General features: G+C 72.8%; 25 protein-coding genes. 11 read left to right on the top strand and 14 right to left on the bottom strand.

Going from position 1 to position 24,571, the window contains the following annotated elements; all coding sequences use genetic code 11:
• Positions 1–23 precede the first annotated feature (23 nt).
• Together RNL97_RS02865 and RNL97_RS02860 are read right to left on the bottom strand one after the other, a co-directional pair.
• On the bottom strand, positions 24–1,244 hold the full coding sequence (locus tag RNL97_RS02865; RefSeq protein ID WP_462983223.1) for a serine/threonine-protein kinase: 1,221 nt from the start codon (positions 1,242–1,244) through the stop codon (positions 24–26).
• 252 nt (positions 1,245–1,496) lie between these two features.
• Positions 1,497–2,006 (bottom strand): Lrp/AsnC family transcriptional regulator, encoded by a 510-nt coding sequence (locus RNL97_RS02860; protein WP_030581008.1) that lies wholly within the window; start codon positions 2,004–2,006, stop codon positions 1,497–1,499.
• Positions 2,007–2,316: 310 nt separating this feature from the next.
• Here RNL97_RS02860 and RNL97_RS02855 point away from each other — a divergent pair, with 310 nt between their 5' ends.
• The 3 genes from RNL97_RS02855 to RNL97_RS02845 all read left to right on the top strand — a co-directional run bounded on the left by RNL97_RS02855 (position 2,317) and on the right by RNL97_RS02845 (position 5,311).
• Complete coding sequence (locus RNL97_RS02855; protein ID WP_030581010.1) at positions 2,317–3,816, top strand: FUSC family protein; 1,500 nt, start codon at positions 2,317–2,319, stop codon at positions 3,814–3,816.
• A 10-nt stretch (positions 3,817–3,826) separates the two neighbouring features.
• The gene (locus RNL97_RS02850) at positions 3,827–4,096 is read left to right on the top strand and encodes a hypothetical protein (RefSeq protein WP_030581014.1); all 270 of its coding nucleotides are present in this window, start codon (positions 3,827–3,829) and stop codon (positions 4,094–4,096) included.
• Positions 4,097–4,249: 153 nt separating this feature from the next.
• Complete coding sequence (locus tag RNL97_RS02845) at positions 4,250–5,311, top strand: lactonase family protein (RefSeq protein WP_313750321.1); 1,062 nt, start codon at positions 4,250–4,252, stop codon at positions 5,309–5,311.
• Positions 5,312–5,445: 134 nt separating this feature from the next.
• Here RNL97_RS02845 and RNL97_RS02840 read toward each other — a convergent pair whose 3' ends face one another.
• The 4 genes from RNL97_RS02840 to RNL97_RS02825 all read right to left on the bottom strand — a co-directional run bounded on the left by RNL97_RS02840 (position 5,446) and on the right by RNL97_RS02825 (position 9,509).
• On the bottom strand, positions 5,446–6,378 hold the full coding sequence (locus RNL97_RS02840; RefSeq protein ID WP_078651997.1) for a sirohydrochlorin chelatase: 933 nt from the start codon (positions 6,376–6,378) through the stop codon (positions 5,446–5,448).
• Between the two features lie 176 nt (positions 6,379–6,554).
• On the bottom strand, positions 6,555–7,682 hold the full coding sequence (locus tag RNL97_RS02835; protein ID WP_313750320.1) for an N-acetylglucosamine kinase: 1,128 nt from the start codon (positions 7,680–7,682) through the stop codon (positions 6,555–6,557).
• The gene (locus tag RNL97_RS02830) at positions 7,679–8,356 is read right to left on the bottom strand and encodes a uracil-DNA glycosylase (RefSeq protein WP_030581025.1); all 678 of its coding nucleotides are present in this window, start codon (positions 8,354–8,356) and stop codon (positions 7,679–7,681) included. The genes RNL97_RS02835 and RNL97_RS02830 overlap by 4 nt, the downstream gene beginning before the upstream one ends.
• Positions 8,357–8,423: 67 nt before the next feature.
• Positions 8,424–9,509 (bottom strand): WD40/YVTN/BNR-like repeat-containing protein, encoded by a 1,086-nt coding sequence (locus tag RNL97_RS02825; RefSeq protein WP_030581028.1) that lies wholly within the window; start codon positions 9,507–9,509, stop codon positions 8,424–8,426.
• Positions 9,510–9,739: 230 nt separating this feature from the next.
• On the opposite strand from RNL97_RS02825, the gene RNL97_RS02820 reads away from it, so the two are divergent.
• From RNL97_RS02820 to RNL97_RS02810, 3 genes are all read left to right on the top strand, one after another.
• Positions 9,740–10,456 (top strand): cupin domain-containing protein, encoded by a 717-nt coding sequence (locus tag RNL97_RS02820; protein ID WP_313750319.1) that lies wholly within the window; start codon positions 9,740–9,742, stop codon positions 10,454–10,456.
• A 172-nt stretch (positions 10,457–10,628) separates the two neighbouring features.
• On the top strand, positions 10,629–11,087 hold the full coding sequence (locus tag RNL97_RS02815) for a hypothetical protein (protein WP_030581033.1): 459 nt from the start codon (positions 10,629–10,631) through the stop codon (positions 11,085–11,087).
• A 77-nt stretch (positions 11,088–11,164) separates the two neighbouring features.
• Positions 11,165–11,908 (top strand): class I SAM-dependent methyltransferase, encoded by a 744-nt coding sequence (locus RNL97_RS02810; protein ID WP_030581036.1) that lies wholly within the window; start codon positions 11,165–11,167, stop codon positions 11,906–11,908.
• A 14-nt stretch (positions 11,909–11,922) separates the two neighbouring features.
• Here RNL97_RS02810 and RNL97_RS02805 read toward each other — a convergent pair whose 3' ends face one another.
• Both RNL97_RS02805 and RNL97_RS02800 read right to left on the bottom strand, forming a co-directional pair.
• Positions 11,923–13,344 carry an FAD-dependent oxidoreductase gene (locus RNL97_RS02805; RefSeq protein WP_313750318.1) on the bottom strand — a complete coding sequence of 474 codons (1,422 nt, stop codon included), beginning with the start codon at positions 13,342–13,344 and terminating at the stop codon, positions 11,923–11,925.
• Positions 13,345–13,506: 162 nt separating this feature from the next.
• Positions 13,507–14,193 carry a DUF305 domain-containing protein gene (locus RNL97_RS02800; RefSeq protein WP_030581042.1) on the bottom strand — a complete coding sequence of 229 codons (687 nt, stop codon included), beginning with the start codon at positions 14,191–14,193 and terminating at the stop codon, positions 13,507–13,509.
• Between the two features lie 158 nt (positions 14,194–14,351).
• Here RNL97_RS02800 and RNL97_RS02795 point away from each other — a divergent pair, with 158 nt between their 5' ends.
• A complete protein-coding gene (locus RNL97_RS02795; RefSeq protein ID WP_030581045.1) occupies positions 14,352–15,845 on the top strand; it encodes an LVIVD repeat-containing protein in 1,494 nt (497 codons plus the stop codon).
• A gap of 297 nt (positions 15,846–16,142) precedes the next feature.
• On the opposite strand, the gene RNL97_RS02790 is transcribed toward RNL97_RS02795, so the two are convergent.
• The 5 genes from RNL97_RS02790 to RNL97_RS02770 all read right to left on the bottom strand — a co-directional run bounded on the left by RNL97_RS02790 (position 16,143) and on the right by RNL97_RS02770 (position 19,566).
• Positions 16,143–16,319 carry a hypothetical protein gene (locus tag RNL97_RS02790; RefSeq protein ID WP_199814176.1) on the bottom strand — a complete coding sequence of 59 codons (177 nt, stop codon included), beginning with the start codon at positions 16,317–16,319 and terminating at the stop codon, positions 16,143–16,145.
• 126 nt (positions 16,320–16,445) lie between these two features.
• The gene (locus RNL97_RS02785; RefSeq protein ID WP_030581048.1) at positions 16,446–17,138 is read right to left on the bottom strand and encodes an HAD family hydrolase; all 693 of its coding nucleotides are present in this window, start codon (positions 17,136–17,138) and stop codon (positions 16,446–16,448) included.
• A complete protein-coding gene (locus tag RNL97_RS02780; RefSeq protein ID WP_243313177.1) occupies positions 17,135–17,830 on the bottom strand; it encodes a phosphatase PAP2 family protein in 696 nt (231 codons plus the stop codon). The genes RNL97_RS02785 and RNL97_RS02780 overlap by 4 nt, the downstream gene beginning before the upstream one ends.
• A gap of 69 nt (positions 17,831–17,899) precedes the next feature.
• Positions 17,900–18,835 carry a M56 family metallopeptidase gene (locus tag RNL97_RS02775; RefSeq protein WP_030581054.1) on the bottom strand — a complete coding sequence of 312 codons (936 nt, stop codon included), beginning with the start codon at positions 18,833–18,835 and terminating at the stop codon, positions 17,900–17,902.
• 98 nt (positions 18,836–18,933) lie between these two features.
• Positions 18,934–19,566 carry a DUF5134 domain-containing protein gene (locus RNL97_RS02770; protein WP_313750317.1) on the bottom strand — a complete coding sequence of 211 codons (633 nt, stop codon included), beginning with the start codon at positions 19,564–19,566 and terminating at the stop codon, positions 18,934–18,936.
• A gap of 181 nt (positions 19,567–19,747) precedes the next feature.
• Here RNL97_RS02770 and RNL97_RS02765 point away from each other — a divergent pair, with 181 nt between their 5' ends.
• Positions 19,748–20,293, top strand: coding sequence for a GNAT family N-acetyltransferase (locus tag RNL97_RS02765; RefSeq protein ID WP_030581060.1), 546 nt, complete (start codon positions 19,748–19,750; stop codon positions 20,291–20,293).
• 32 nt (positions 20,294–20,325) lie between these two features.
• Here RNL97_RS02765 and RNL97_RS02760 read toward each other — a convergent pair whose 3' ends face one another.
• On the bottom strand, positions 20,326–21,009 hold the full coding sequence (locus RNL97_RS02760; RefSeq protein WP_078651998.1) for a glycerophosphodiester phosphodiesterase: 684 nt from the start codon (positions 21,007–21,009) through the stop codon (positions 20,326–20,328).
• A 294-nt stretch (positions 21,010–21,303) separates the two neighbouring features.
• On the opposite strand from RNL97_RS02760, the gene RNL97_RS02755 reads away from it, so the two are divergent.
• Genes RNL97_RS02755 through RNL97_RS02745 form a run of 3 tightly spaced genes read left to right on the top strand, consistent with a single transcriptional unit; the run spans position 21,304 to position 24,553 of the window.
• On the top strand, positions 21,304–22,701 hold the full coding sequence (locus tag RNL97_RS02755) for a DUF6421 family protein (RefSeq protein WP_313750316.1): 1,398 nt from the start codon (positions 21,304–21,306) through the stop codon (positions 22,699–22,701).
• Between the two features lie 26 nt (positions 22,702–22,727).
• Positions 22,728–23,495: an SDR family NAD(P)-dependent oxidoreductase gene (locus RNL97_RS02750; protein WP_030581069.1), complete on the top strand. Its 768-nt coding sequence runs from the start codon at positions 22,728–22,730 to the stop codon at positions 23,493–23,495.
• Positions 23,492–24,553 (top strand): threonine aldolase family protein, encoded by a 1,062-nt coding sequence (locus RNL97_RS02745; RefSeq protein WP_199814179.1) that lies wholly within the window; start codon positions 23,492–23,494, stop codon positions 24,551–24,553. The genes RNL97_RS02750 and RNL97_RS02745 overlap by 4 nt, the downstream gene beginning before the upstream one ends.
• The last annotated feature ends 18 nt before the right edge of the window (positions 24,554–24,571 follow it).

The raw sequence follows: 24,571 nt of genomic DNA, 5'->3' as shown, positions 1-24,571 counted from the left end.
GGCCCGGGAGCGGCGCGCGGGACTCAGCCGTCCTGCCCGTCCTCCCCGTCCCCGCCCTGCTGATGGTCCGGCTGCCCGTCGCCGCCGTCCTGCGAGGGGGCCGAGGGGGCCGACGACGGGCTCTGGTCCGGCGTACCGGCGGAGCTGGATTCCGGGGAGAACAGGATCATCCCCAGATACACGGCGGCCAGGAACGTCGCCGTGCCCGCGATGGCGCTGGCCACCCTGGGCCGCCGCCGGATCGCCTCGCGGGTGCTGCGACGGCGGGCCGGAGCCGAGCGGGCCGGCGCCTGCCGTCTGCGCCCCGTGGGCCCCGGGAGCCGGTACGTCGTCGGGCCGACCGGTGCGGGCGGGGCCGCGGGGGAGGGCTTCGGGGCCAGGGGGGCGGTCGCCCGGTGCGACGTGGGCGTCTGCTGGGGGAGGGGCTCCGGCCGGCCGCGCCAGGCGTCGGTGCGGAACCAGTCGGAGACCTGCTGTGCGGTGGGCCGCTCCTCCGGCTGTTTGGCCAGCAGCCCGAGCAGATACGAGTCGAAGGCGGCGGAGATGTCCACACCGCGCTGCCGCAGCGGGACAGGCGGGGTGTCGACATGCTGGTACAGCGTCGCGGTCGCCGTGTCGGAGCGGAACGGGGGCTGCCCGAGCAGCAGTTGGTAGACGACACAGCCCAGGGAGTACATGTCGGACGCGGAGTCGGCGGTACGTCCCAGCGCGCGTTCGGGGGCCAGGTAGAGGCTCGTGCCGACGATGTGGCCGGCCGTCGTCAGCGCGGTCGAGGGGTCGTCGACGAACTGGGCGATCCCGAAGTCGCCGATCTTCACCGAACCGTCCGCGTCCAGCATCAGGTTGCCCGGCTTGATGTCGCGGTGGACGATGCCCTGGCGGTGCGCGGCGGCGAGCCCGGCGGCCGCCTGACCGGCTATTCGGGCGACCAGTTCGGGGTGGACGCGCTCCTGGGCGGCGAGCAGGTCTCCGAGGCTCTGCCCCTCGACCAGCTCCATCACCAGGAAGAACCGGTCCTCCCAGGCGCCGAAGTCGAACACCGCCACCAGGTGCGGGTGGCTCAACCGGGCGGCGGTCTGGGCCTCCAGCCGGAAGCGGGCGGTCGACGAGGCGTCCGCCTGGTCCCCCAGCAGGAGCTTCACGGCCACGGCCCGTCCCAGGACCTCGTCCGTGGCGCGCCACACCTCGCCCATGCCGCCACGACCGATGGGGGATACCAATCGGTACCGACCAGCTACCAGCACCTGTACACCTATCTCGAATTGTGGCCCGCTCCGGCTGTCGGCCCCCCGGGGCCCCCGGTCTCCGGCGGAGTCCTGGGCGGTGCGGCGAACGACATGATCAGGATATCGGTCCGGCGGACCCCCGATGCCCCGACGGCCCCTTCAGCAGGCTCGGCTGACGGCCCGCCACACCTCCCGGTCCGCCGCGGCTCGGCCGCCGCCCAGGACGGGCGTACTCCAGCCACCGAGCCGTCCACCGGAACCCCTGGCGGGTCAGCCCTGAAGGGGCCCGGATCCCGGCCGGTCCCGGTCGCCCGCCGCCCGTCCCACGGACTCCACCAGCGGCAGCACCCGGTGCGCCACCCGCTCGCGCAGCGCCACATCGGTCCGGGTCCTGACGACCCCCGGCAGCTGAATCAGCCGCTGGATCACATCCTCCAGGTGCCCGTTGTCCCGGGCGACGACCCGGGTCAGAAGATCGCCGCCACCCGTCGTCGAGAACGCCTCGATGATCTCGGGCACGGCCGCCAGCGCCTCGCCCACCTCGACCAGATGCCCCTGGGTGACTTCCAGGTGGACGAAGGCGAGCACGGGGTGGCCGAGCGCGGCGGGGGAGAGGGCCGGCCCGGTGCCGGTGATCACGCCGTCGCGCTCCAGCCGGTCGAGCCGGGCCTGCAGGGTGCCGCGGGCGACGCCGAGGATGCGCGCGTACTCCCGGACGCTGGTGCGCGGCTGCTCGATCAACAGGCGCAGGATCCGGGTGTCGAGAGCGTCCACCGCCATGATCCGCCGATCTCCTTCCGAGCCGTCCTGTCCGGCCCCGACTGTACCCAGGGTGAGGGGGCCGCCCCGGGCCGCCGAGGCCGCGACAGGCTGCTCCGGGGATGAGCACGCGTACCCAGGCCCCCGGATGGTCCGTTGGCATGCTTGTGGCCGACTCGTCGACCATTTCACTGGTCCATTGGTACAGCATATCCCTCTCGGTTTGATCCGTGCGCCCGCTGGATGCTGCAATAGTGGCGTCGATGGCGCTGCGGACTTCCGCGGCGCCTTTTTCATGCGAGTTCTGCGGTGACGCGGAAGGGGTGGAAGCGTGCTGAAGAGGGTGTTCGTGGCGCCGGACCCGGGGCGGGTCCGGCTGCGCTTCGCCTCCCGTGCCGTGGTCGGCATCGGCCTCGCGGTCGCGCTGTGCGGGCTCGTCGGGCATTCACTCGTGGCGGCCGTCACCGGCGGCCTCGCGGCGCTGCTCGCCCTCTTCACCGTGACCGACCCGACGGTGCGAGGACAGGCGGTCACCACCGCCCTGCTGCCCGTCGCCGGTCTGCCCGTCCTCGCGGTCGCGGCGGTCCTGCACGACCAGCCCGTCGCCCGGGACCTGATCTTCCTCGCCGTGATGGGTGCGGGCGTGTACGCCCGGCGGTGGGGGCCGCGCGGGCACGCGCTGGGCGTCTTCGCGTTCATGATGTTCTTCGCCGCCCAGTTCCTGCACACCGTGCCTGGCCAGCTGCCCGAGCTGTACGCCGCCGTGACGCTCTCCCTGTGCGCCTCGTCCACCGTGCGCTTCGGCCTGTGGTGCTACGAGCGACGGCTCCCCGTCCCCGCCCAGCCCGCTCCGCCGGAGATCCGGGGCCGACTGCGCGTCACCACCCGGCAGGCCGTCCAGGCCACCCTGGGCGGAGCCTTCGCGCTCGGCATCGGACAGGTCCTGTCCGACGAGCGGTGGTACTGGGCGGTCGGCGCCACCTGGTGGGTCTTCGTCAACACCACCTCCCGCGGCGAAACGCTCGTCCGCGGATTCCGCCGGGTCCTGGGGACCGTCATCGGCATCGTCTCCGGCTTCGCCGTTGCCATCCCGCTCGACGGCGCGGCCGTCCCGACCGCCGTCGTCGTCGCGGTCGGCGTCTTCGGCATCTTCTACACGGCGGCGGTCTCGTACAGCTGGATGATGTTCTTCGTGACGGTGATGGCCGGGATGCTCTACGGCGCGCTGGGCGTCCTGGACGCCGCCCTGCTCTGGCTGCGCGTCGCGGAGACCGCCGTCGGCGCGCTCGGCGCGGTGCTCGCCGTGCTGCTGGTCCTTCCCGTCACCACCCACGCCGTCACCGACGCCTGGATCCAGAAGGCGCTGCGGTGCGTCCACGCCTGCACGGCCGAGGCGGCCGACCGGCTCGCCGGGTCGACGCTCGCCGACCCCGCCCCCCGCGTCGCGGAGCTGGAGGTGCTGCTCGGCCGGGTCCGGCTCTCCCTCGCGCCGCTGGTGCACCCCCTGAGCCCGCTGCCGGCCCGCAAGGCGCGCGCCCGCCAGGTGATCGCGCTGCTGGACGACTGCGTACGGGAAGTGCGGGGGCTGGCCTCCATCGCCGCCGACCCGGACGCCTCGCACGACGCGCGGCTGTCGGCCGCGTGCTCCCGGGTGGAGGCGGCCGTCGAGGCCCTGACCGCCCCCGAGGGTGCCCGGGGCTTCCACCTGCCCGAGCTGCCCGGCGTCGCCGTGGACCCTGCCCTGGCCCACCTGCACGGTCTGGAGCGAGCGCTCGCCGCACTCGTCAGCCCGCTGAGCCACGCTCCCTCGGCGGCATCGACGAACGCCTGACGTTCGGAGGTTGGCACCGTCCCCGCACGGCGAAGGCTGTGGGCATGTGGCGGTCCCTCACGACGATCACGTCGATTACGTGCACGACGGTCATCTGCGCCGCGAGCACGAAGGCCGCGTGGACGAGTGCCGGGCCGCCGGACATCACGAGCATGCCGGTCATGACCACGTCCACGGTGAGAGCTGCGGGCATGTGGCGGTCCCGCACGGCGACCACTGGGACTGTGCGCACGACGGCCACCGTCATGCGGCTCACGACGGTCACTGGGATGACCGCTGACCCCTTCTCGCGCCGGCTGAAAGGCGCCGGGCGCTCACCCAGCGTGTGACCGTCCGCCCCGCACGGCGAAGCCCTGGATTGGTCTGGACCGCGGGGGGCTGCCTGCTACCGTCGCCCGTGAAGATCGCGGCGACGGTGAAGAGGGGTAGCGCGATGATCGGCAACAGCGCCCGGCGGGCATTCTTGGGGTCGTTCACCTCGGCGGGCGGGCTCGGCATCACCGCCGCCTCCGTGGACCGGGAGACCGGTGCCCTGACCCTGCTCGGGTCCACGGGCGCCGTGCCCGACCCCTCCTTCCTCGCGGTCGGCCCCCGGGAGGGCGGTACGGTCCTGTACGCGGTCGGCGAGAGTGCCCCGGGCGTCGCCGCCGCCTTCGCCGTCGACGAGGACGTACCGACGCTCCTGGGCCCCGCACAGGCTGTCGAGGGCGACGCGCCCACCCACCTCGCGCTCGCCGCGAACCACCTGGTCACCGCCAACTACACCTCCGGCAGCGTCACCGCCCTGCCGGTCCTCGCCGACGGGTCGCTCGGGGCGGCGGCCTCGGTGCTCCGGCACGAGGGCAGCGGCCCCGACACCGGCCGCCAGGAGGCCCCGCACGCCCACCAGGTCCTCGCCGACCCCTCCGGGAACTGGCTGGTCAGCGTGGACCTCGGCACCGACTCCGTACGCGTCTGTGCCCTGGACCCCGCCACCGGCGCTCTGCGACTGCACGGCGAGACGGCGCTGCGCCCGGGCACCGGCCCGCGCCATCTGGCCTTCCACCCCTCGGGCGCCCTCGCCTACGTCCTGGGCGAGTTGGAGCCGACGCTCACCGTGTGCCGCTGGGACGCGGTGACGGGCCGCCTCGACGTGCTGGGCAGGACCTCGGTGCTGCCCGAGCACGAGACGGCCGACGCGGCCGTGCGCACCTACCCGTCCGAGGTGGTCGTCGCCCCCGACGGGCGCTTCCTGTGGACCGCCAACCGGGGGCACGACAGCATCTCCGTGCTCACCCTCGACGAGAGCGGCGAGAAGGCGGCCCTGGCGGCCACCGTCGGCTGTGGCGGGCGCTGGCCGCGCGACCTCACCCTCGACCCCGGCGGCCAGTGGCTGTACGCGGCCAACGAGCACTCCGGGAACGTCAGCTGGTTCGCCGTGGACGCCGAGACGGGCATCCCCCGGCACGCGGGCTCCGTCGAGGTCCCCGCGGTCTCCTGCGTCGTCCTCGTCTGACCCCCGGCGCCGCCCTCGCCCGCCACGACGGCCCGGAAACAGCGCAGCGGGCCCGGACCGGAGAAGAATCCCCGGTCCGGGCCCGCTGCGCTGTCCGGCTTCCCGAGCCGCCGCCCGACGGCGACGGCGTCCGGTCAGTGCGCTTGAGCCCCCTGGGCGCCCTGCGGCGTCGCCGGCGTGATGCCCAGCGTCGTGGCGTACAGGGAGAGCACGAGCTTGCCGATCGCCGGGTAGGCGCCCAGCGGCTCGGCCGTCGCGCAGCCCGCCTCCTTCGCGGCGGCGTCCAGCAGGCCGGGGTCGACCTCCGGGCCCACCAGGTACGGCGCCAGCGCCAGCTGTGCGGAGCCGGAGCCCTGCAGCTGCTCCGCGATCGAGGCGACCGAGCCCTCCACGTCCAGCGCGGCGGCCATCACCGGCACGGCGAGCCGGGCCGCCAGCAGCATGCCGGTGATCCCGGCGGCCTGCACGGCCTCCTCGCCGCCCACGGTGGCCAGCACGATGCCGTCGGCGGCCGTGGCGACGGTGAACAGCCGGGCGCGGTCGGCGCGCGCGAGACCGGCCTCCGACAGCCGTACGTGCAGGGCCTCGGCGAGCAACGGGTGCGGGCCGAGCACATCGGTCAGCTCGGCCTGCGTAGCGCTGTCCATCACGGCCTGCCGTATCCGTCGGATCAGCGCGCTGTCCGGACCCGCGAGCAGCGGGACCACGACGGCGGACGGGCCGGTGGGCTCGGCGACCTCACGGCCGGCCGCGACGGCCTGATCGAAGCGCGCGACGCGCTCGGCGGCGTTGTGGGCGAGAACGGTGGAAAGGGTCGGGTACTCGGCATCGTCGCCGTCGAGGTAGCCGATCCGGGCGTTGAGGCCGGGCAGCTCGGAACGGGCGATGCTGATCACTTCCTCGGCCAGGCTGCGCGTGGCCGAGGAAGGGGTACCGGGAACGGCGAGAACGAGCGCGGCAGCGCCCTCAGGTGCGACCACGGGCTCCGGGCGGCGGTGCCGTCCGGACTGGCGAGGTCGCGGCATTCGTACAGGCAGGCCGGAAGCGGGCCCAGTGGGGGTGCTCATGGCGCCGCATGCTACTGGTTTTACCTGCCCCTCTGTTCGGGGAGGGGCAGGTCGAGCGTTAACTATCCGCTTATGTCCGATGAGTGATGAACCACCGGAGTGTCCCTGTCTGTCGGCTCGCTGTTCAGCCGGTTCGCCCGTCCGTACTTCTCCGTCCTCCCCGCCCCGCCGCTGGTTCACCCCACCCGGGGCTCGTCCTGGACCGCCGCCTCCCCGAGCTGTCCCGGTTCCTGCTCCAGGGGCACGGACAACATCGTCGGGTGACGCGGCAGGCGCAGGTCCCCGCCCGCCAGGGCGCCCGCGATCCGGAGAGCGCCCGTCAGCGGATCGCCCGTCGCGGTGCTCACCCGGGCCCCGGGCAGCAGCCGCGCCAGCTCCTCGCGCAGGGGTGCGATCAGTGGCTCGCCCATCCGGAACAGGCCGCCGGTCAGGGCCACTTCGCCGGCCCCGTCGTCCTCGCCCGCCTCACCGTGCGGCGCGGCGGGCACCGGGCACACGGCCGCGGCCGCCTCGGCGATATGGCCCGCGGCCTGCCGCAGAATATCCGCGGCGACCGGATCCGCTCCGGCGCACGCCGCCACCTCCGGTGCGAACGAGGCCAGCACGGCCGGCCGGTCGGAGCGCGGGTAGAGCAGCCCCGGCAGCGCCTCCGCCGGCCCGAACACGGCCCGCAGCCGGTCCAGCAGCGCGGCGGAACCGCCCCGCCGTCCGTCATGGGCCCGCATCGCCGCGTCCAGCCCGGCCCGGCCGATCCACGCGCCGCCGCCACTGTCACCCAGAAGATGACCCCACCCGTCGGCCCTGCGCCACTCCTTCAGGTCCGTACCGAGGGCGATCATGCCCGTGCCGCCCGCGACGACCGCGCCGGGGCGCTGTCCCACCGCGCCCGCGTAGGCGGTCACCGCGTCGGCGGCCAGCGCCACCCGGCGTACCCCCAGGGCGTCCGCGAGCGCGCCGGGAAGCTCCGCCCGCAACCGCTTGCCCAGCGTGGCCATCCCGGCGGCGCCGACCGCCACCGCCGCGACCTCGTGCGCCGACGCGCCGTCGCTCCGGGCACCGGCCGCCGCGTCGGCCGGTGCCCGGTCCAGCAACTCCCGGGCGGCGGGCAGCAGCTGAGCCAGCAGATGCCCGGCGTCGATGCCGCCCGGGCCCGTCCGTACCGGCTCGGCGCAGACCGTCGACGCGAGGGGCCCCGGCTCGCCCACCCGGCCGAGCGCCACCCGCAGCCCGGAGCCCCCGGAGTCGACCCCGAGGACATACGCACCCGGACCGGCCGGATCGGCGGGCGGCGCGCCGTGCGTCACGGAAGCCGCCAGTCCACCGGCCGCGCTCCCTGGCGCTCCAGCAGTTCGTTGACCCGGCTGAACGGCCGCGAGCCGAAGAAACCCCGGTCCGCGGACATGGGGGAGGGGTGCGAGGACTCGATCGCCGGGAAGTCCCCCAGCAGTGGGCGCAGATTGCGGGCGTCACGCCCCCACAGGACCGACACCAGCGGAGTGCCCCGGGCCACCAGCGCCTTGATGGCCTGCTCGGTGACCTCTTCCCAGCCCTTGCCCCGGTGGGCGGCGGGCCGCCGAGGCGCGGTGGTGAGCGCCCTGTTGAGGAGCAGCACCCCCTGCCTGGTCCACGGAGTGAGATCGCCGTTGGACGGCCTGGGCAGACCCAGATCCGCGTGCAGCTCCCGGAAGATGTTCTCCAGGCTGCCGGGGAGCGGCCGGACATCGGGGGCCACCGCGAAGCTCAGCCCGATCGCGTGCCCCGGGGTGGGATACGGATCCTGGCCGACGACCAGCACTCTCACCTCCTCGAACGGCTGCTGGAACGCCCGCAGTACATGAGCCCCGGAGGGGAGGTACGTGCGTCCCGCGGCGATCTCCGCGCGGAGGAAGTCGCCCATAGCGGCGATGCGTTCGGCGACGGGTTCGAGGGCGTCGGCCCACCCCGGCTCGATGATCTCTTTCAACGGTCGTGCTGCCACGGCCCGCACTCTACTGCTGATACGACCACTCCGATCAACTGCCGTCGGTGCTCCGGCCGACCGCCCGTCAGCCGAGCGTCACCGCCCGTACGCACAGGACGTCCGGCAGATGGGAGGCGAGCTGCTGCCAGCTGTCCCCGTCGTCCGCGCTGGCGTACAACTCGCCGTTGCGGTTGCCGAAGTAGACCCCGGCGGGATCCGCGTCGTCGGTGCACAGAGCGTCCCGCAGCACCGTGCCGTAGTGCGCCCCGTCCGGCAGGCCTTCGGAGAGCGGCTCCCAGGTGCGCCCCGCGTCGGTCGTCCGGAACACCCGGCAGCGGTGCTCCGCCGGGACCCGGTCGGCGTCGGCGTTGATCGGGAAGACGTACGCCGTGTCGCCGCGGTGCGGGTGCGCGACGGCGGCGAACCCGAAGTCGGAGGGCAGCCCCGCGCCGATGTCGCTCCAGTGGCCACCGGCGTCGTCGCTGCGGAACACGCCCCAGTGGTTCTGCAGATAGAGCCGGTCCGGGTCGGCCGCGTCCCGGGTGACCTTGTGGACGCACTGCCCGAACTCCGGGTCCGGGTCCGGGAGGAAGACCGCGGAGACGCCCTTGTTCGACGGCTCCCAGCTCGCCCCGCCGTCCTTCGTCCGGAACACCCCCGCCGTCGACACGGCCACGGTCACCGACTTGGCGTCCCGGGAGTCGGTCAGGACGGTGTGCAGTCCCTCACCGCCGCCGCCCGGCTCCCACCGCGAGCGGGTCGGGTGCTCCCAGAGCGGACGGACCAGCTCGAACGACTCGCCCCGGTCCTCGGAACGGAACAGAGCGGCCGGCTCCGTGCCCGCGTAGACCACGTCCGGCGCCTCGGGGCCCGCCGGATGCAGCTGCCAGACGCGCTCCAGCGAAGCGCCGGTGGACTTGGGGAACTTCACCGCGGGCTGTCGCGGCTCGACCCAGGTCTCACCCAGATCGTCCGAGTGGAAGACCGACGGCCCCCAGTGCGCGCTGTCCCCGCCGACCAGGATCCTCGGGGTGTCACCCCTGGTGTCCACGGCCACCGAGTAGATGGCCTGCGCGTTGAAGTGGGGACCCGTGATCTCCCAGGTCCCGCCGCGTCTGCGGCCGATGAAAAGACCCTTGCGGGTGCCTGCGGTGAGCAATACATCGGTCATCGTCCTGGACCTCCGATACGCCGTTGTGCCGGAACAGTGCCAGTCTGCACCCGGCCACTGACAGTGGCTCGCGCACACGCCCGCCGCCGGCTTGGGGCACGGGGGCTCAACGCTGTCCGCGTGCGCGGTTCCCTTGACCGGTGTCCGGCGGCGGCCCTAGCGTCCGAGAATCGTAGAAAGCGCTTGCGGTGCGGTCGGATGACCGTGTCGCCGAGACCCAGGAGCCTCCGTTGGTGACCTTCGAAGGACTGCCCGGCGCCGTCGCCGTCTCGCATCTGAACGTCTACGACTGGCCCGCCGCCGACGGACTGCGCGGAGGCACCCCGCATCTCCACCTGACCTGCTCGGAGGGGTACGTCGTGGTCGGCGGCAGCGGCTCCGTGCAGACCCTCACGACCGGCGGATACCGGGAGACACCGCTGACGCCCGGAGCGCTGGTCTGGTTCACCCCGGGCACCATCCACCGCCTGGTCAACGAGGACGGGCTGCGTCTCATCGTGCTCATGCAGAACAGCGGGCTGCCCGAGGCGGGCGACGCCGTGCTCACGCTGCCGCCCGGCAGGCTGTCGGACCCGGACGGCTACCGCGCGGCGGTGGCGCTCCCGGGAGACGCCGAGGAGGCTGTCCAGGAAGCGGCGGCGCGGGCCCGGCGCGACCTGGCCGTGGAGGGTTTCCTCGCCCTGCGTGAGGCCGTGGAGGACGGCGATCCGGAGCCGCTGGCCGCGTTCCACCGGGCCGCCGCCGCGCTCGTCCGCCCCCGTACGGCCCAGTGGCGCACCCGCTGGCAGAACGGGGCCGCCACGGCAGCCGCCGCGACCGCCGACCAGCTCGACGCCCTGGACCGCGGCGAGGCCAGCCACCTCGCCGAAGCCCGCGTCCACGCCGAACGCCCCTCGGCGTACGGCAGGTTCGGCATGTGCGGCCGCCTGGACGTCTACCGCACCTGAGCCACCCCGCCGAGCCGCCCCGGCCGACGTCGGGGCCGCCCGTACGCCCGGCGGCCGGGTGCTGACATCCTGGGTGGCGGCCGGACAGCTGCCGGGGCAAGTCCCGGGACGGCCCGGTGGCGGTCGGGAACAGCCAGGGCCGGATGGTGCCAGTCACACCGAGGAGACGACGATGAGCAGCGGGACCGGGATCACGGACGCCGACGGCCGCCCGGTGCCGATCACGGTCACCGTGGGCGAGCACATGCCGGCCACGGCCGCCGCGGACGGCCCCGCCCCGGACGACGACCCCGCCCCCGCTCCCCGTATCGGCATCCGCCTCAGGCCACCGGCGGGCGAGCTCGTCTGGTCCTGCACCCCCGAGGCGGCCCGCGCGCTGGCGGCCGAACTCCTCCGGGCGGCCGAGGAGGCCGAGAACGCGCCGGCGGAGCGCCCCGTCACGGTCGAGGCGGGCGAACTGCGCCGCGGCGACGTACGCGACGGCGACCGGGCCATGACCGTGGAGAGCGCCCGGACCGACGGCTCCACGGTCCACGTCACCTGGAAGTCGGGGGCCGGCCGCAGCTGGACCCAGGCCTACGCCGTCGACGCCGCCATCACCCTCAAGCGGCGTCTTCCCGAAAGCCGTTGACGCGGCGGCCCTCCCGCCCCGGGCGGCACGGCAGCGCGTGACCGCAGGGGGCCTCCGCGTCGGTAGGGTGGCCCGTGATGTCTACCGAACAGGGCCCCACCGTGCGCGAACTGGCCGTTCAGGCGCTCTCCTCGATCGAGGGCGGCTACGACCTCCTCGCCCCGAAGTTCGACCGGACGCCCTACCGCACCCCGGACCGCGTGCTCGACGCCGTCACCGACGAGGTGCGCCGACTCGGCCCCTTCGACACCGGACTCGACGTCTGCTGCGGCACCGGCGCGGGAGTCGGCGTACTGCGGCAGCTGTGCCGTGAGCGGGTGGTCGGGGTCGACTTCAGCGCGGGGATGCTCGCCGAGGCCCGGACCGCCTTCCCGCCCGGGGGAGAGCGACCGGCGGGGGAGGGGCCGGCAGTGGACTGGGTGCGGGCCGATGCCCGTTCCCTGCCCTTCGCGCCCGCCTTCGATCTCGCCGTGAGCTTCGGGGCGTTCGGCCATTTCCTGCCCGCCGAACGTTTCGGCCTCTTCGCCGAGGTGTACGGATCGCTCCGCCCGGGCGGACGGTTCGTCTTCCCGATCGGCGCACCGCCCCCGGTGGGATCCCGCGCCTACTGGACGCTGCTCGGCTTCGACGCGGCGATGCGGGTGCGCAACGCCCTGTGGCGCCCGCGGTTCGTCATGTACTACCGCACGTTCCGGCTCGGCGATGTGCTGGAGGACCTGACGCGGGCCGGATTCGTCGTGCGGCTGACGCCGCTCACCGAACTGGGCCGCCGCCCCGACGGCAGCCCCCGTGCCCGGCTGGTTGTGGCGACCCGGGAGTGACCGCGCGGAGCCGCTCAGCCCTTCTCGTCCCGGGCCGCCGCCAGCAGCCCCGCCCAGTCGGAGATCTTCACCGGGCCGCGCCCCAGCGACCGGCCCAGCTCGGCCTCCGCGCGCTCGATCGACAGCCAGCCGGCCCACTCCACCGGCCGCAGCCCCCACCCCCGCAGCACGCCCAGCGGATCGTCCGCCGCCGTACGCCGCGTCAGGGCGGCCGCGTCCGCCAGCAGCGAGGCCACCGTCTCCTTGGCGCAGGACCGGTTCGAGCCGATCACCCCGGTCGGCCCCCGCTTGATCCACCCCGCGACGTATTCACCCGGCGACGGCACCCCGTCCCGCAGCACCCGGCCCGCCACGTGCGGCACCGTCCCGCGCACCGGGTCGAACGGCAGCCCCGGCAGCTCCACCCCTCGATAGCCGACCGCCCGGAGGACGAGCTGCGCCTCGACGTCCTCGTAACGACCGGTGTCCCGTACGCCCCCCGCCCCGTCCGGGGCCGTCCGGGCGAACCGCACCCCGGCCACCCGTCCGCCGCGCTCCAGCAGCTCCACCGGCCGCAGGAAGAACCGCAGCCGGATACGGCGTCCGGCATCCGCCGAGCCCGGCGCCCGGCCCGCTCCGGCCCCGGCGGCCCCCGCCCCGCCGGCCGCTGACCAGCCGCGCAGCACCTCCAGGTTCCGCCGCACCACGGCGGGCAGCGGCAGGGCTCCGGGCAGGCCGTCCGCAGCGGCGTACGCCGGGTCGAGCGCCAGCTCCGACGGGTCGAGGACGACCCGCGCCCCGGGCAGCGCCCCCAGTTCCCGTAGCTCCTTGGTCGTGAACCGGGCCTGGGAGGGGCCCCGGCGGCCCACGATGTGCACCTCGCGCACCCGGCTCTCCTCCAGCGCGCGCAGCGCGGCGCGAGGCACGTCGGTGCGGCGCAGTTCGCCGGCGCCGCGCGCCAGGATCCGGGCCACGTCGACCGCCACGTTGCCCACGCCGATCACGACGGCCGAGCGGGCGTCCAGGGCGTCCCGGGCGAACGGGTCGGCGCCGATGTCCGGGTGGGCGCTGTACCAGGAGACGAAGCGGGTGGCCGAGTAGCTGCCCGGCAGCTCCTCGCCCGGTACCGCCAACGCGCGGTCCGCCGATGCCCCGACGCAGTAGACGACCGCGTGGTACAGCTCCGCGAGCCGGGCGGGGGAGACCCCGTCCGCACCGCCGACGCCGATGTTGCCCACGAAGGTGACCCGCTCGTCCTCCAGGACCGTCCGCAGACTGTTCTGCAGCGACTTGATCTTCTCGTGGTCGGGGGCCACCCCGTACCGCACGAGTCCGTACGGGGTGGGCAGCCGGTCCAGGACGTGCACGCGCACATCCGGCACCAGCGACTGCTGGAGGAGGGCCTGGGCGGTGTAGACCCCGCTGGGGCCGGACCCGACGACGGCGACGGAGAGCACGGCGCACCTCTTTCCCGGAGGTTCCCTCCAGGATGGCACCGCCGGGCCGATCCGCACCGCCGGGCGCACGGAGCAGCGCGGCCGATCGGCCTCTTCCCCCGGCAGCCCGGCCGAGTGGGTATGTCCACGGGCAGCGCGGCCGAGTGGGTCGGCCCTCGGGGCTCAGTCCATCATTCCGCGCATCCGGTCGATCTCCACGGTCTGCTGGGCGACCACATCGCTCGCCATCTCCTCGACGAAGATGTCGTTCCCCTCGGTGAGCGCCTCCGTGGCCATCGTGACCGCCCCCTGGTGGTGGGTGATCATCAGCTCCAGGAAGAGCTTGTCGAACGCCTCGCCCTCGGCGCCGCGCAACTTCTCCAGCTGGGCTTCGGTCGCCATGCCGGGCATCCCGGAGTGGTCGTGGTGCTGCTTGCGCTTGTCGCCGCCGTTTCTCTTGAGCCACCCCTCCATCGCGCCGATCTCCGGCTTCTGGCCCGCCGCTATGCGTTCCGCGAGCCGCTTGACGGTGCTCTCGGAGGCTTTTTCCGGGGCGAGTCGGGTCATCACGAGCGCCTGTGCGTGATGCTCGATCATCATCTGCGCATAGCGGAAGTCCGCGGAGTTGGCGGTGTCCTGACCGGTCTCCTCGGCGGCCTCCTCGGCGGAGAGCGTCCGGGCGGGCTCGCCCGGTCTGCCGGGCGCGATCACGCCGGGACCCGCGTCCTTGGCCTTGCCCGACGCTCCGTCACCGCTGTCCGCGTCGCAGGCTCCCAGGACGAGCGCGGCGGCAACCGCCGCCGCCGCGAGAGCGGTTGAGCGCAGAGCTGCGGTCCGGCGATGGATGAACACGGTGACCTCCTGTGCCACAGGGTTTGTTGCAGACCGTCCTAACACGCTTCCACCGGCCGAAGATCAAAAACTTTTATTACGTCTGCGTTGCCATCTGTTGATGTGTACATGTGAGGGACGATACTGCCGGGGGTTCCATAACCGTTCGATCCCGAACGGATACAAGGGAGGACGCAGTGACCTCGTTGCACACCACCCGCGTGCGGCGCAGACGTCTGGGCGCGGTGGCAGCCGCAGCCGGACTCCTCGCCACGCTGCTGACGGCCACCACAGCGGCCGCGACCCCCGATCCGGGCGATGCCCCGGCCGAGCGCGGTTCCGTCTCCAAGAGCGACCAGGCCGAGGCCAGGGCCGCGATATCCGGGGGTGACATACCCGGCGTGGACGAGATCGTCCACAGCTCCAACATCAAGCACCTGACGAACGTGCCGAAGGGCGCCCTCAAGGGGACCAACACCGACCTCGCGTTCCAGGGGAAGTACGCGTACGTCGGGAACTACGACGGCTTCGTCATCTACGACATCAGCAAGCCGAAGAAGCCCAGGACCGTCGCCGAGGTCCTCTGCCCCGGCTCGCAGAACGACATCTCGGTCTCCGGGAACCTGCTCTTCCTGTCGACGGACTCCTCGCGCAGCGACGACTCCTGCTCCAGCACCTCCCAGCCCGCCACGGAGAAGTCCTCCTGGGAGGGCATGAAGATCTTCGACATCAGCAACAAGCGGCAGCCCAAGTACATCGCCGCCGTGGAGACCGCCTGCGGTTCCCACACGCACACGCTGGTGCCGGACGGCAAGAAGAACGTGTACGTGTACGTCTCCTCGTACTCGCCCAACGAGACGTTCCCGGACTGCAAGCCGCCGCACGACGGGATCTCCATCATCAAGGTGCCGCTCAAGGCGCCCCAGAAGGCCCGGGTCATCGACTTCCCGGTGCTCTTCCCGGACGGAGGCAACCCGGGAGCGCCCGAGAACCCCGGCGTCTCCAAGACGACCGGCTGCCACGACATCACGGTGCTGCCGTCGAAGGACCTGGCGGCCGGGGCCTGCATGGGTGACGGTCTGCTGTTCTCCATCGAGGACCCGGAGCACCCGAAGATCATCGATCGGGTCCAGGACAACGTGAACTTCGCGTTCTGGCACTCGGCGACCTTCAACCAGGGTGCGAACAAGGTCGTCTTCACCGACGAGCTGGGCGGCGGCGGCGCGGCCACCTGCAACGAGCAGATCGGTCCGAAGCGCGGTGCCGACGGCATCTACGACATCGTCGGCAAGGGCGACAAGCGCAAGCTGGTCTTCCGGAGCTACTTCAAGATCGACCGTCACCAGGCCGACGCCGAGGTCTGCGTCGCCCACAACGGCTCGATCATCCCGGTGAAGGGCCGCGACCTGATGGTCCAGGCCTGGTACCAGGGGGGCATCTCCGTCTGGGACTTCACCGACTCGGCCAAGCCCGAGGAGATCGCCTTCTTCGAGCGCGGCCCGGTCACCCTCGACCAGGTCACGACGGCCGGCCCCTGGTCGGCGTACTACTACAACGGTCACATCTACTCCAGTGACATCGCCAAGGGCTTCGACGTGCTGAAGCTGGAGGACCGCCGTACCGACCCGGCGAAGCGGGTCACGATGGACGAGCTCAACGTGCAGACGCAGCCGGACTACTTCGACCGCTGATCCCTCAGCGCGTCGCACAGCAGGTTCGTCAGCCATTCCGGGGCCGGTGTCTCCCGGGCGGTCTTCCGCCCGGGAGACACCGGCCCCGGTGCGTGCGGAGCGGAAATTCATTGACCGATGAGCGGGGTGGGGACATGCTGGATCCCTGCGACGGCGGATCCCGCAACTCCGGTCCCCGGCGCGGTCCACGGCCGTGTCCCACGCGGCACGCCGGGGGTGTGCCCGGATCCGGCGACGCGGGGGATCGCCGGATCGGGCGCGATCTCCCACAGGCTCCTGGTCACGGGGGTGCGGCGGTCAGACGGAGGTACGGACGCTCCCGCCGGCAGCGGCGGCCCACTCCACCAGCAGCCGCTGGTACTCCGCCTCGTCCTGCGGCGTCAGGGACCCGCCCGAACGCTGCCACAGGTCGCGGATCTCCGCGTTGACCTCGGCTGCGGAACGAGTGGATACGGAAGACGACATCGGGGACATGCCCCCCAGGCTACGACCACGAGCGGCTCCCCTTACCCCTTCCGCGGCGGGATATGCCTCACACCCCGGCCCGATCCCCCCGTCTCCGTCGTCCCGCCGGGGCCCGGCCCCTGCCCGCGGCGGGCCTCAGGCCGGGACCAGCCCCAGGGAACGCAGACCGTCGGGCCGGTCCGACACAGGCAGGTGGTCCACGAACCGGACCTCGCAGCCCAGGGCGGCGGCACCCCCGTCCGCGATCCGGTCGTCACCGACCATGACCACATCGGCCGGATCCCGGCCGATCCTCGTGCAGGCGATGCTGAACAGCTCCGCTGCGGGCTTCTGGAGCCCGTGCTCGAAGGACAGCACATAGGCGTCGACCAGGTCGTCGAGCCCGTGCGCACGGAAGACCGGACGCAGGTCCCAGCCGATGTTGCTGACCACGCCGACCGCGATCCCCGCCCTCCGCAGTCCCTCCAGGACCTCCACCGCGTCCGGATAGGCCCGCCAGGCCTCCGGCCGCATGTGGCGGTCGTACAGCGCGTCGTACAGCCCCGGATCGGGCAGCGCGACGGTCCGGGCCAGTCCGGTGTACGCCTCGCGGTGCAGCGCCGGGGTCAGGTCCCGGCGGGCCATCGCGTCGGCCAGCCGCTCCGGCACCCGGAGCGGAGGCGGACCGCCCGGGAGAGCACCGGCCTCCGTGAGCCCGGTCACGTACGGCTCGAAATCCTCCTGCGGCACGTCGACGCCCTCCTCCCGCAGCACGGCGGCGAGCCAGTCCCGGACCGGCTCGATCCGGAACAGCGTTCCGGAGAAGTCGAACAGCACACCTTCGATCATCGGTGCGATCCCTTCAGGGGCGCCGTGTACCGGGCGTACCCGGCGGCGCTCAACGTCACCACGGCCACCCCCAGCAGCGCACCGCCCACGACATCGGTCAGCCAGTGCACCCCCAGATATACCCGGGTCGCGGCGACGCCGACCGCCGAGACCACCGCCACGGCCAGTGCCGTGCCCCACAGCCCGGGGCCGGCGCCGTGCAGCCGCAGCAGCCACAGGAGCAGCCCGCAGCTGACGACGGCCGTCATCGCGTGCCCGGAGGGAAAGGCCGCGAACTGGGCCGAGTCCACCGGGTCGGGCCACCGCGGGCGCTCCCGGCCCACCGCGGCCTTCAGCCCCTGCTGGAGGAGGGAGGCGAGCAGACTCGTCGCGGCCACCCACAGGGCGAGCCGGCGCGCCCCCCGCCACCACAGGGCGACCACGGCCACCGCGATCAGGGCGCGCATGGTCCAGGGATCCCACACCCAGTCCGTCAGCACCCGGTTCACCCGGACCAGACCGGGGTCGGTCACGGCGTGCCGGTGCAGGGCGTCGGCGACCGACCGGTCCAGGGACATCAGGGGCGACCAGCGCACCGCCACCAGCACGAGCAGCACCGAAGACGCCGTGCCGACGGCGGCTCCGGTCCACAGGGCGGGCGTGGCACGGGGGGAACGGTCCGGTGAACGGAAGCGGAAGCGGGGGGAGGGCATGGGGATGATCCTCGCGGAGGACACCGCCCGAAGGCCAACCCGGGTAGGGAACCGTGGCCGGTCCCGGGGCTACCCGAGGGCGCGGAGTCCCGGGACGAAGGCCACGACCACCGGGACGACCGGCACCAGTGCGGCGGCGGCCGTCAGCCGGAGCCTGCGGCCCGCCGTCAGCCGTTCGACCGGTGCCAGCAACCGGTTGACCCGGAGGGGCACTTGAGCCTGGGGGGTGGGGCAGGGGCCGAACACCCCGCGGTCCTCGTTGAGTCCGACCAGGGCGAGCGCGGTGGTCAGTCTGCCGAAGCGGCGCGACGCCACGTCGTCGGCGGCCAACTCGACCAGCCGGTGCATCTCGTCGCGGAACGCGGCGAACACCGGGATCTGCGGGAAGCCGATCGCCAGCGCCGACGAACAGTGCAGCAACCAGTCGTGCCGGGCCTGGGCGTGCCCCTGCTCATGAGCGAGCACGGCATCGAGCTGACGGCCCTTCAGGCGCCCCAGTGCGGCGGTCGTGATGACGAGTTGAGGTGCGGTGCCGGGCAGCCACCAGGCGTCGGGGCGTTCGCCCTCCAGCACCACGAGGCGGTCGGCTCCGGGCTCCTCGCCCGGCATCAGCGGGGCGCGCACCAGCAGTTCCGCCCGACGCTGCCGGCGGCGTCGCCGCGCCCGCCGGATCTCCCGCAGGAGCATCGCACCGGTCCACACCCCGCCCAGCGCCAGCAGCACGGCGATGACCGCCGACCACGGCCCGTACGCCGCCAGGGCGTACGCCTCGACGACGGCGTGCGGGGCGGGGGCGAAGACGTGGCCGCGCACCGCCTGCCAGGCGGCGGCCGCGCTCAGCGTCATGGACAGGGCGAACGACAGGAGGACCGCGGCCACCACGCACTGCCAGACCCACAGGGCCACGACCGGCTCGCGCTCCGGCCACCGGGCCCGCGCCATCACGCGCGGGGTCACCAGGGCGGTCAGTGCACCGAGCAGCAGCAGTGCGAGGGAGACCAGCATGGCTTCAGCTTATGAGGGGCGGGCCGACCGGGGGTACGGCCCCGACGGCCAAGTGACGCAGGCCACTGTGTGACAGGGCTTCTGTCCCACTTCCCGTCTCACAGGGTGAGAAGCATGGCGAACATGCCGATGCCCATCGTCAGTCGGCAGGCCGTCGTGAGCTCGGGCCGCCCGTCCGTCCTGCCCCCGAAACCGCCCGGCCCGCGGCCGATGGCGCCCGTGCCGCCGGCCGGTGTCACGACACCCGTGCCGCCGGCCGGTGTCACGACAGCCGCGGGGAGGAGCCGACCGGCCGAGCCCAGCACATAGAACGCGTAGTAGACGAGCAGAATCCCGGTCAGCACGGGTATGCCACCGGCTCCCGCCGCCCCGTGCCCGGCATGACCGTCCCCGCCGTTCCCCGTCACCGCCGGGGCCATCGCCACGGCCATGTAGACCATGGCCAGCGAGCCGACGAGATGGTGCAGATGGTGGCCGCCGCGCAGCGCGGGCGGCAGCGCCCGCAGCGCGGCCGCGCCGAACAGCGCCGCGTACACCGCCCAGGCCCAGCCCGGGGGTGACAGCACCCCCGCCGGAACGGCCATCGCCGCCATCCCGAAACCCATGAGCGCCTCCGAGCGCGCCGTGCGGCGCTCCCGTGGCGTCCCGGTGCGGGTGCGCAGAAGGCAGTAGGCGCCGCTCACCGCGCACAACACCATCAGCAGCCAGCCGGTCGGAGCCTCTCCGTGCACGGGCGCGCCTCCCCCCGGTCGGACGTACGGCACTGTTGCGGGTCGCCCCATCGCTGCCCACGCCGGCGCAGCCGAACCCGGCGCACAGGGAAGTGAAGGGGGCGCTCCGGGGCCCGTCGGGGGCGCTCCGGGTCGCGTTACCCTCGACCGGACGTACGGCAGCAGAGAAACGGAGAGCCCCATGGACACCGCCACGCCCGACTCGGCCCGGCTGACCTTCCGTGACGCGACCGAGGCCGACGTCCCGGCGCTGGTGGCACTGATCGAGTCCGCCTACCGCGGTGACTCCAGCCGCACCGGCTGGACCACCGAGGCCGACATCCTCCAGGGGCAGCGGACCGATGAACACGGTGTGCGCGATGTCATCGACGCTCCGGCGAGCAGGCTCCTCGCGGTCGAGCGCGGCGGCGAACTCGTCGCCTGCTGCCAGCTCGAACACCGGGGCGAAGCGGCCTACTTCGGCATGTTCGCGGTACGGCCCGGCCTCCAGGGCGGCGGACTCGGCAAGCTGATCATCGCCGAGGCGGAGCGCACGGCGAAGGAGGGCTGGGGCGTCCGCGAGATGCACATGACGGTCATCTCGGTGCGCGACGACCTGATCGCCTGGTACGAGCGGCGCGGCTACCGCCGTACGGGAGCGCTCACCCCGTTCCCGTACGGCGACGAGCGCTTCGGCATCCCGCTCCGCGACGACCTGACCTTCGAACTGCTCGCCAAGAACATCTGACGGACCGCCGGGCGACCGGCCCCGGCCCGCCCTCAGGCGGTGAAGCGGCCCGTGCGGCGGATCTCGGGGAAGTCCGTCGTCGCGCCGTCCAGGTTCAGGGCCCGGGCCAGGCGCAGGTGGTCCTGGGTGTTCACCACCCAGCCGATCACCTTCAGGCTCTCGGCGTGTGCTTGTTCCACCACCTCCAGGGTGAGGCGGCGGATGTTGAGCGCGAGCGTCGCCGCCCCCGCAGCCTTCGCCCGGTCCACCACGTCCGCGCCCCAGCGGCTGGCGATGAGCACCGTCCGGACGCCGGGCACCAGCCGGGCGATCTCGGTGACGGCCTCGTCGTGGAACGAGGACACCTCCACCCGGCCGACGAGATCGCGCTCCAGCATCACGTCCGCCAGCGCGCGGGCCGCCGCCACATCCTTGATCTCCGCCTGGAGCGGGGAGGAGACGGCCTCCAGCACCTCTTCGAAGACGGGGATCCGCTCGCCCCGGCCGGCGTCGAGCTCGCGCAGCTCCGCCAGGGTCTTGGCCGCGATCGGCCCGGTGCCGTCCGTCGTGCGGTCCACGTCCGCGTCGTGCATCACGGCGAGCGCGCCGTCCTTGCTGAGGTGGAGATCCAGCTCGATGGCGTCCATGCCGGACGCCTCGGCGCGGACGAAGGAGCGCAGCGTGTTCTCGGGCTCGACGCCCATCACTCCGCGATGACCCAGGGTGAGAAATGACAAGGCGACCTCGTTTCCGTCGGCGGCTTCCCGGCGACTGCTCCTGCCCGCGCTGAGGTACGGCAATACGGCACTGGGGAGGGTAGCGGCCCGGGTGCGGGATGTCCCACGCCGTGCGGGCCCGGTCGCCCGGCTCCGAGCGGTGCTGCGGGAAACGCGCTTCTACCCGGCATCCCGCAGGAAAAACAGCGGTGACCATAGGGGGTACGCAGGATAATTTTCAGGTCTCCACTTGTCGGCGGGATCCCTGCCCGGCTACGGTGATGCCACGCGAGGTTCTCCCGTGGAGGAAGTGTTATGACGGAAATTCTTGTGCACGACACCACCGACGGCGCGATAGCTACGGCCCAGCGGGTCGTCGAGCACCCGGCCTGGCCCGTGCTCAGGGATGCCGTCGAGGAGATCCGCCCCTGGCAGTCCAAGGACGGATCCATCGACTTCGAGGCCGACGGCGCCCCCTCCCCGGCCGACGTCGAGCGCGTCCTCGACCGGGTCATCGGTGCGGTCGAGGAGCTGTCCCCGCTCCTCCCGCACGACGCCGCCTACCACCGTGCGCTCGTCACCGACCTGCGCCGCTGGGCCGCCGACGGCTTCCGCGTCCCCGACTTCCTGGACTCGCTGCTCGCCTTCCAGCCCGCGAAGATGCGGGCCGACGGCCTCCAGCACCTCGTCGTCTTCGCGATGTACACGCAGAACGGCAACCCCGACCGCAACCTCGAAGCGGTCGTCCTCAAGATGGTCTGGCCCCAGTGGCTCGCCGACCTGGAGGCGAACCGCTACGACAACCCGCTCTTCTGCGGGATCACCTTCGAGGACTTCACCTCCGGCTACGACACCAACTCCGCGGTGCTCTTCCCGGAGACCATCGCCGTGCGCGAGGCCCCCGAGCGCTTCAGCTGGGGCGGCATCTTCTGCGACCGCGAGGCCGCCCGCTTCCGCCGCGTCACCGAGGCCTCCGTCGAGCTGCTCGGCCTGGAGCTGCCCGACGACATCCGCGAGATGGTCGGCGACCAGCAGCGCTGCGAGCAGGCGTTCGTCCTGTGGGACATGGTCCACGACCGCACCCACAGCCACGGCGACCTGCCGTTCGACCCGTTCATGATCAAGCAGCGCCAGCCGTTCTGGATGTACGGCCTGGAGGAGCTGCGCTGCGACCTCACCGCCTTCAAGGAGGCCGTGAAGCTGGAGTCCGAGGGCAACGCCCACGGCCGCGACGTGCAGTACGCGGTGCTCTTCGACCGGATGTTCCGCTTCCCCGTCACCGGCGAGCGCGTCCGCAACTACGACGGCCTCGGCGGCCAGCTCCTCTTCGCCTACCTCCACAAGCACGACGTCGTCCGCTGGACCGACAACACCCTGAAGATCGACTGGGACCGCGCTCCGCAGGTCACCAACCAGCTCTGCGCCGAGATCGAGAAGCTCTACCGCGACGGTATCGACCGGCCCAAGCTGGTCCACTGGTTCGCCGCGTACGACCTCGTCTCCACCTACCTCGCCCCGCACCCGGGATCGCGATGGGCCAAGGGCCCCGACGCCCTCGACCTCACACTTCCTCCTCGCAAGCTCGTCGACGACGTGCTTCCGGACGAGTTTCCCCTGAGCATGTTCTATGAGGCGCTCGCCAAGAAGCTGAAGCACGTGATTGCCTCCACCAAGGGAATCACCGCGGCGAACGACGAGCGGGCAGCCGCGTGAACCATTCTCCCGAGGAGGCGGTGGCCATGAACGGAAACGGCAGGGGCGAGGGGACGGGTGCGCTCGAAGGAGCCGTGGTCGCGGTCGCCGGAGCGGCGGGACCCGCCGGCCGGGCGACGCTGCTGCGACTCGCCGAGGCGGGCGCCACGGTCGTCGGCTGCGACGCCAACCCCGAACGGCTCGCCGAGGCGGTCGACGCCGCCCGGTACGCCCACGGGGGTGCGACCGTCACCGGTGAGACCGTCGATCTGCTCGACCTCGACGCCACCCGGGACTGGGCCAAGCGCACCGAGGCGGAGTTCGGCCGCATCGACGGCCTGGTCCACCTCGTCGGCGGCTGGCGCGGCAGCCCGTCGTTCCAGGAGACCGTGCTCTCCGACTGGGACGCGCTGGAGAAGCTGCTCATCCGCACCGTCCAGTCGACCTCGCTGGCCTTCCAGGAGCCACTGGAGCGCAGCCGCAAGGGCCGCTACCTCCTGATCAGCGCCGCCGGAGCCAGCAAGCCCACCGCGGGCAACGCCGCCTACTCCGCCGCCAAGGCCGCGGCCGAGGCGTGGACCCTCGCGCTCGGCGACGCCTTCCGCAAGGCGGGGGGCGAGGACGGACCGCGTACCGCTGCTGCCATTCTGGTGGTCAAGGCACTGGTGAACGACGCGATGCGCGCCGAGCGCCCGAATGCGAAGTTCGCGGGCTTCACCGACGTCACGGAGCTGGCCGAGGCCATCGCCGGTGTCTGGGACGAGCCCGCCCCCGAAGTGAACGGAAAGCGCCTGTGGCTGACCCCGCAACCGTGAGGACCGACGCGCGACGTCACCACGATCCGCAGGTACGCGGCTTCGCCAGTGACAACTACGCCGGAGCGCACCCGGAGGTCCTCGCGGCCATCGCGCTGGCCAACGGCGGCCACCAGGTCGCCTACGGCGAGGACGACTACACCGGCCATCTCCAGCGCGTCATGCACAGCCACTTCGGCCCCACCGCCGAGGCCTTCCCGGTCTTCAACGGCACCGGAGCCAACGTGGTCGCCCTCCAGGCGCTCACCGACCGCTGGGGAGCGGTCATCTGCGCCGAGTCCGCGCACATCAACGTGGACGAGGGCGGCGCGCCCGAGCGGATGGGCGGGCTGAAGCTCCTCACCGTGCCCACTCCGGACGGCAAGCTCACCCCCGAGCTCATCGACCGGCAGGCGTACGGCTGGGACGACGAGCACCGGGCCATGCCGCAGGTCGTCTCGATCACCCAGAACACCGAGCTGGGCACCGTCTACACCCCCGACGAGATCCGCGCCATCTGCGACCACGCCCACGAGCGCGGCATGAAGGTGCACCTCGACGGGGCCCGGATAGCCAACGCGGCCGCCTCCCTGGACGTGCCGATGCGGACGTTCACCAACACGGTCGGCGTCGATGTGCTGTCCTTCGGCGGCACGAAGAACGGCGCGCTGTTCGGCGAGGCCGTCGTCGTGCTCAACCCTGACGCGGTCCGCGCGATGAAGCACCTGCGCAAGCTCTCCATGCAGCTCGCTTCCAAGATGCGCTTCGTCTCCGTCCAGCTGGAGGCGCTGCTCGCCAAGGACCTGTGGCTGCGCAACGCCCGGCACGCCAACGCCATGGCCCAGCGCCTCGCCGAGGGGGTCCGGGCGATCGACGGGGTCGAGATCCTCTATCCGGTCCAGGCGAACGCCGTGTTCGCCCGGCTGCCGCACGCCGTCAGCGAACGGCTCCAGGAGCGCTTCCGCTTCTACTTCTGGGACGAGGCGGCCGGCGATGTCCGCTGGATGTGCGCCTTCGACACCCGCGAGGACGACGTCGATGCCTTCCTCCAGGCGCTCAAGGAAGAGATGACGCGCTAGCGCACACCGTGCATGAAT

Source organism: Streptomyces parvus, assembly GCF_032121415.1.
GTDB classification, from domain to species: domain Bacteria; phylum Actinomycetota; class Actinomycetes; order Streptomycetales; family Streptomycetaceae; genus Streptomyces; species Streptomyces globisporus_A.
The sequence above is the reverse complement of the archived record's forward strand: the minus strand, read 5'-3'. Positions and strand labels throughout refer to the sequence as shown.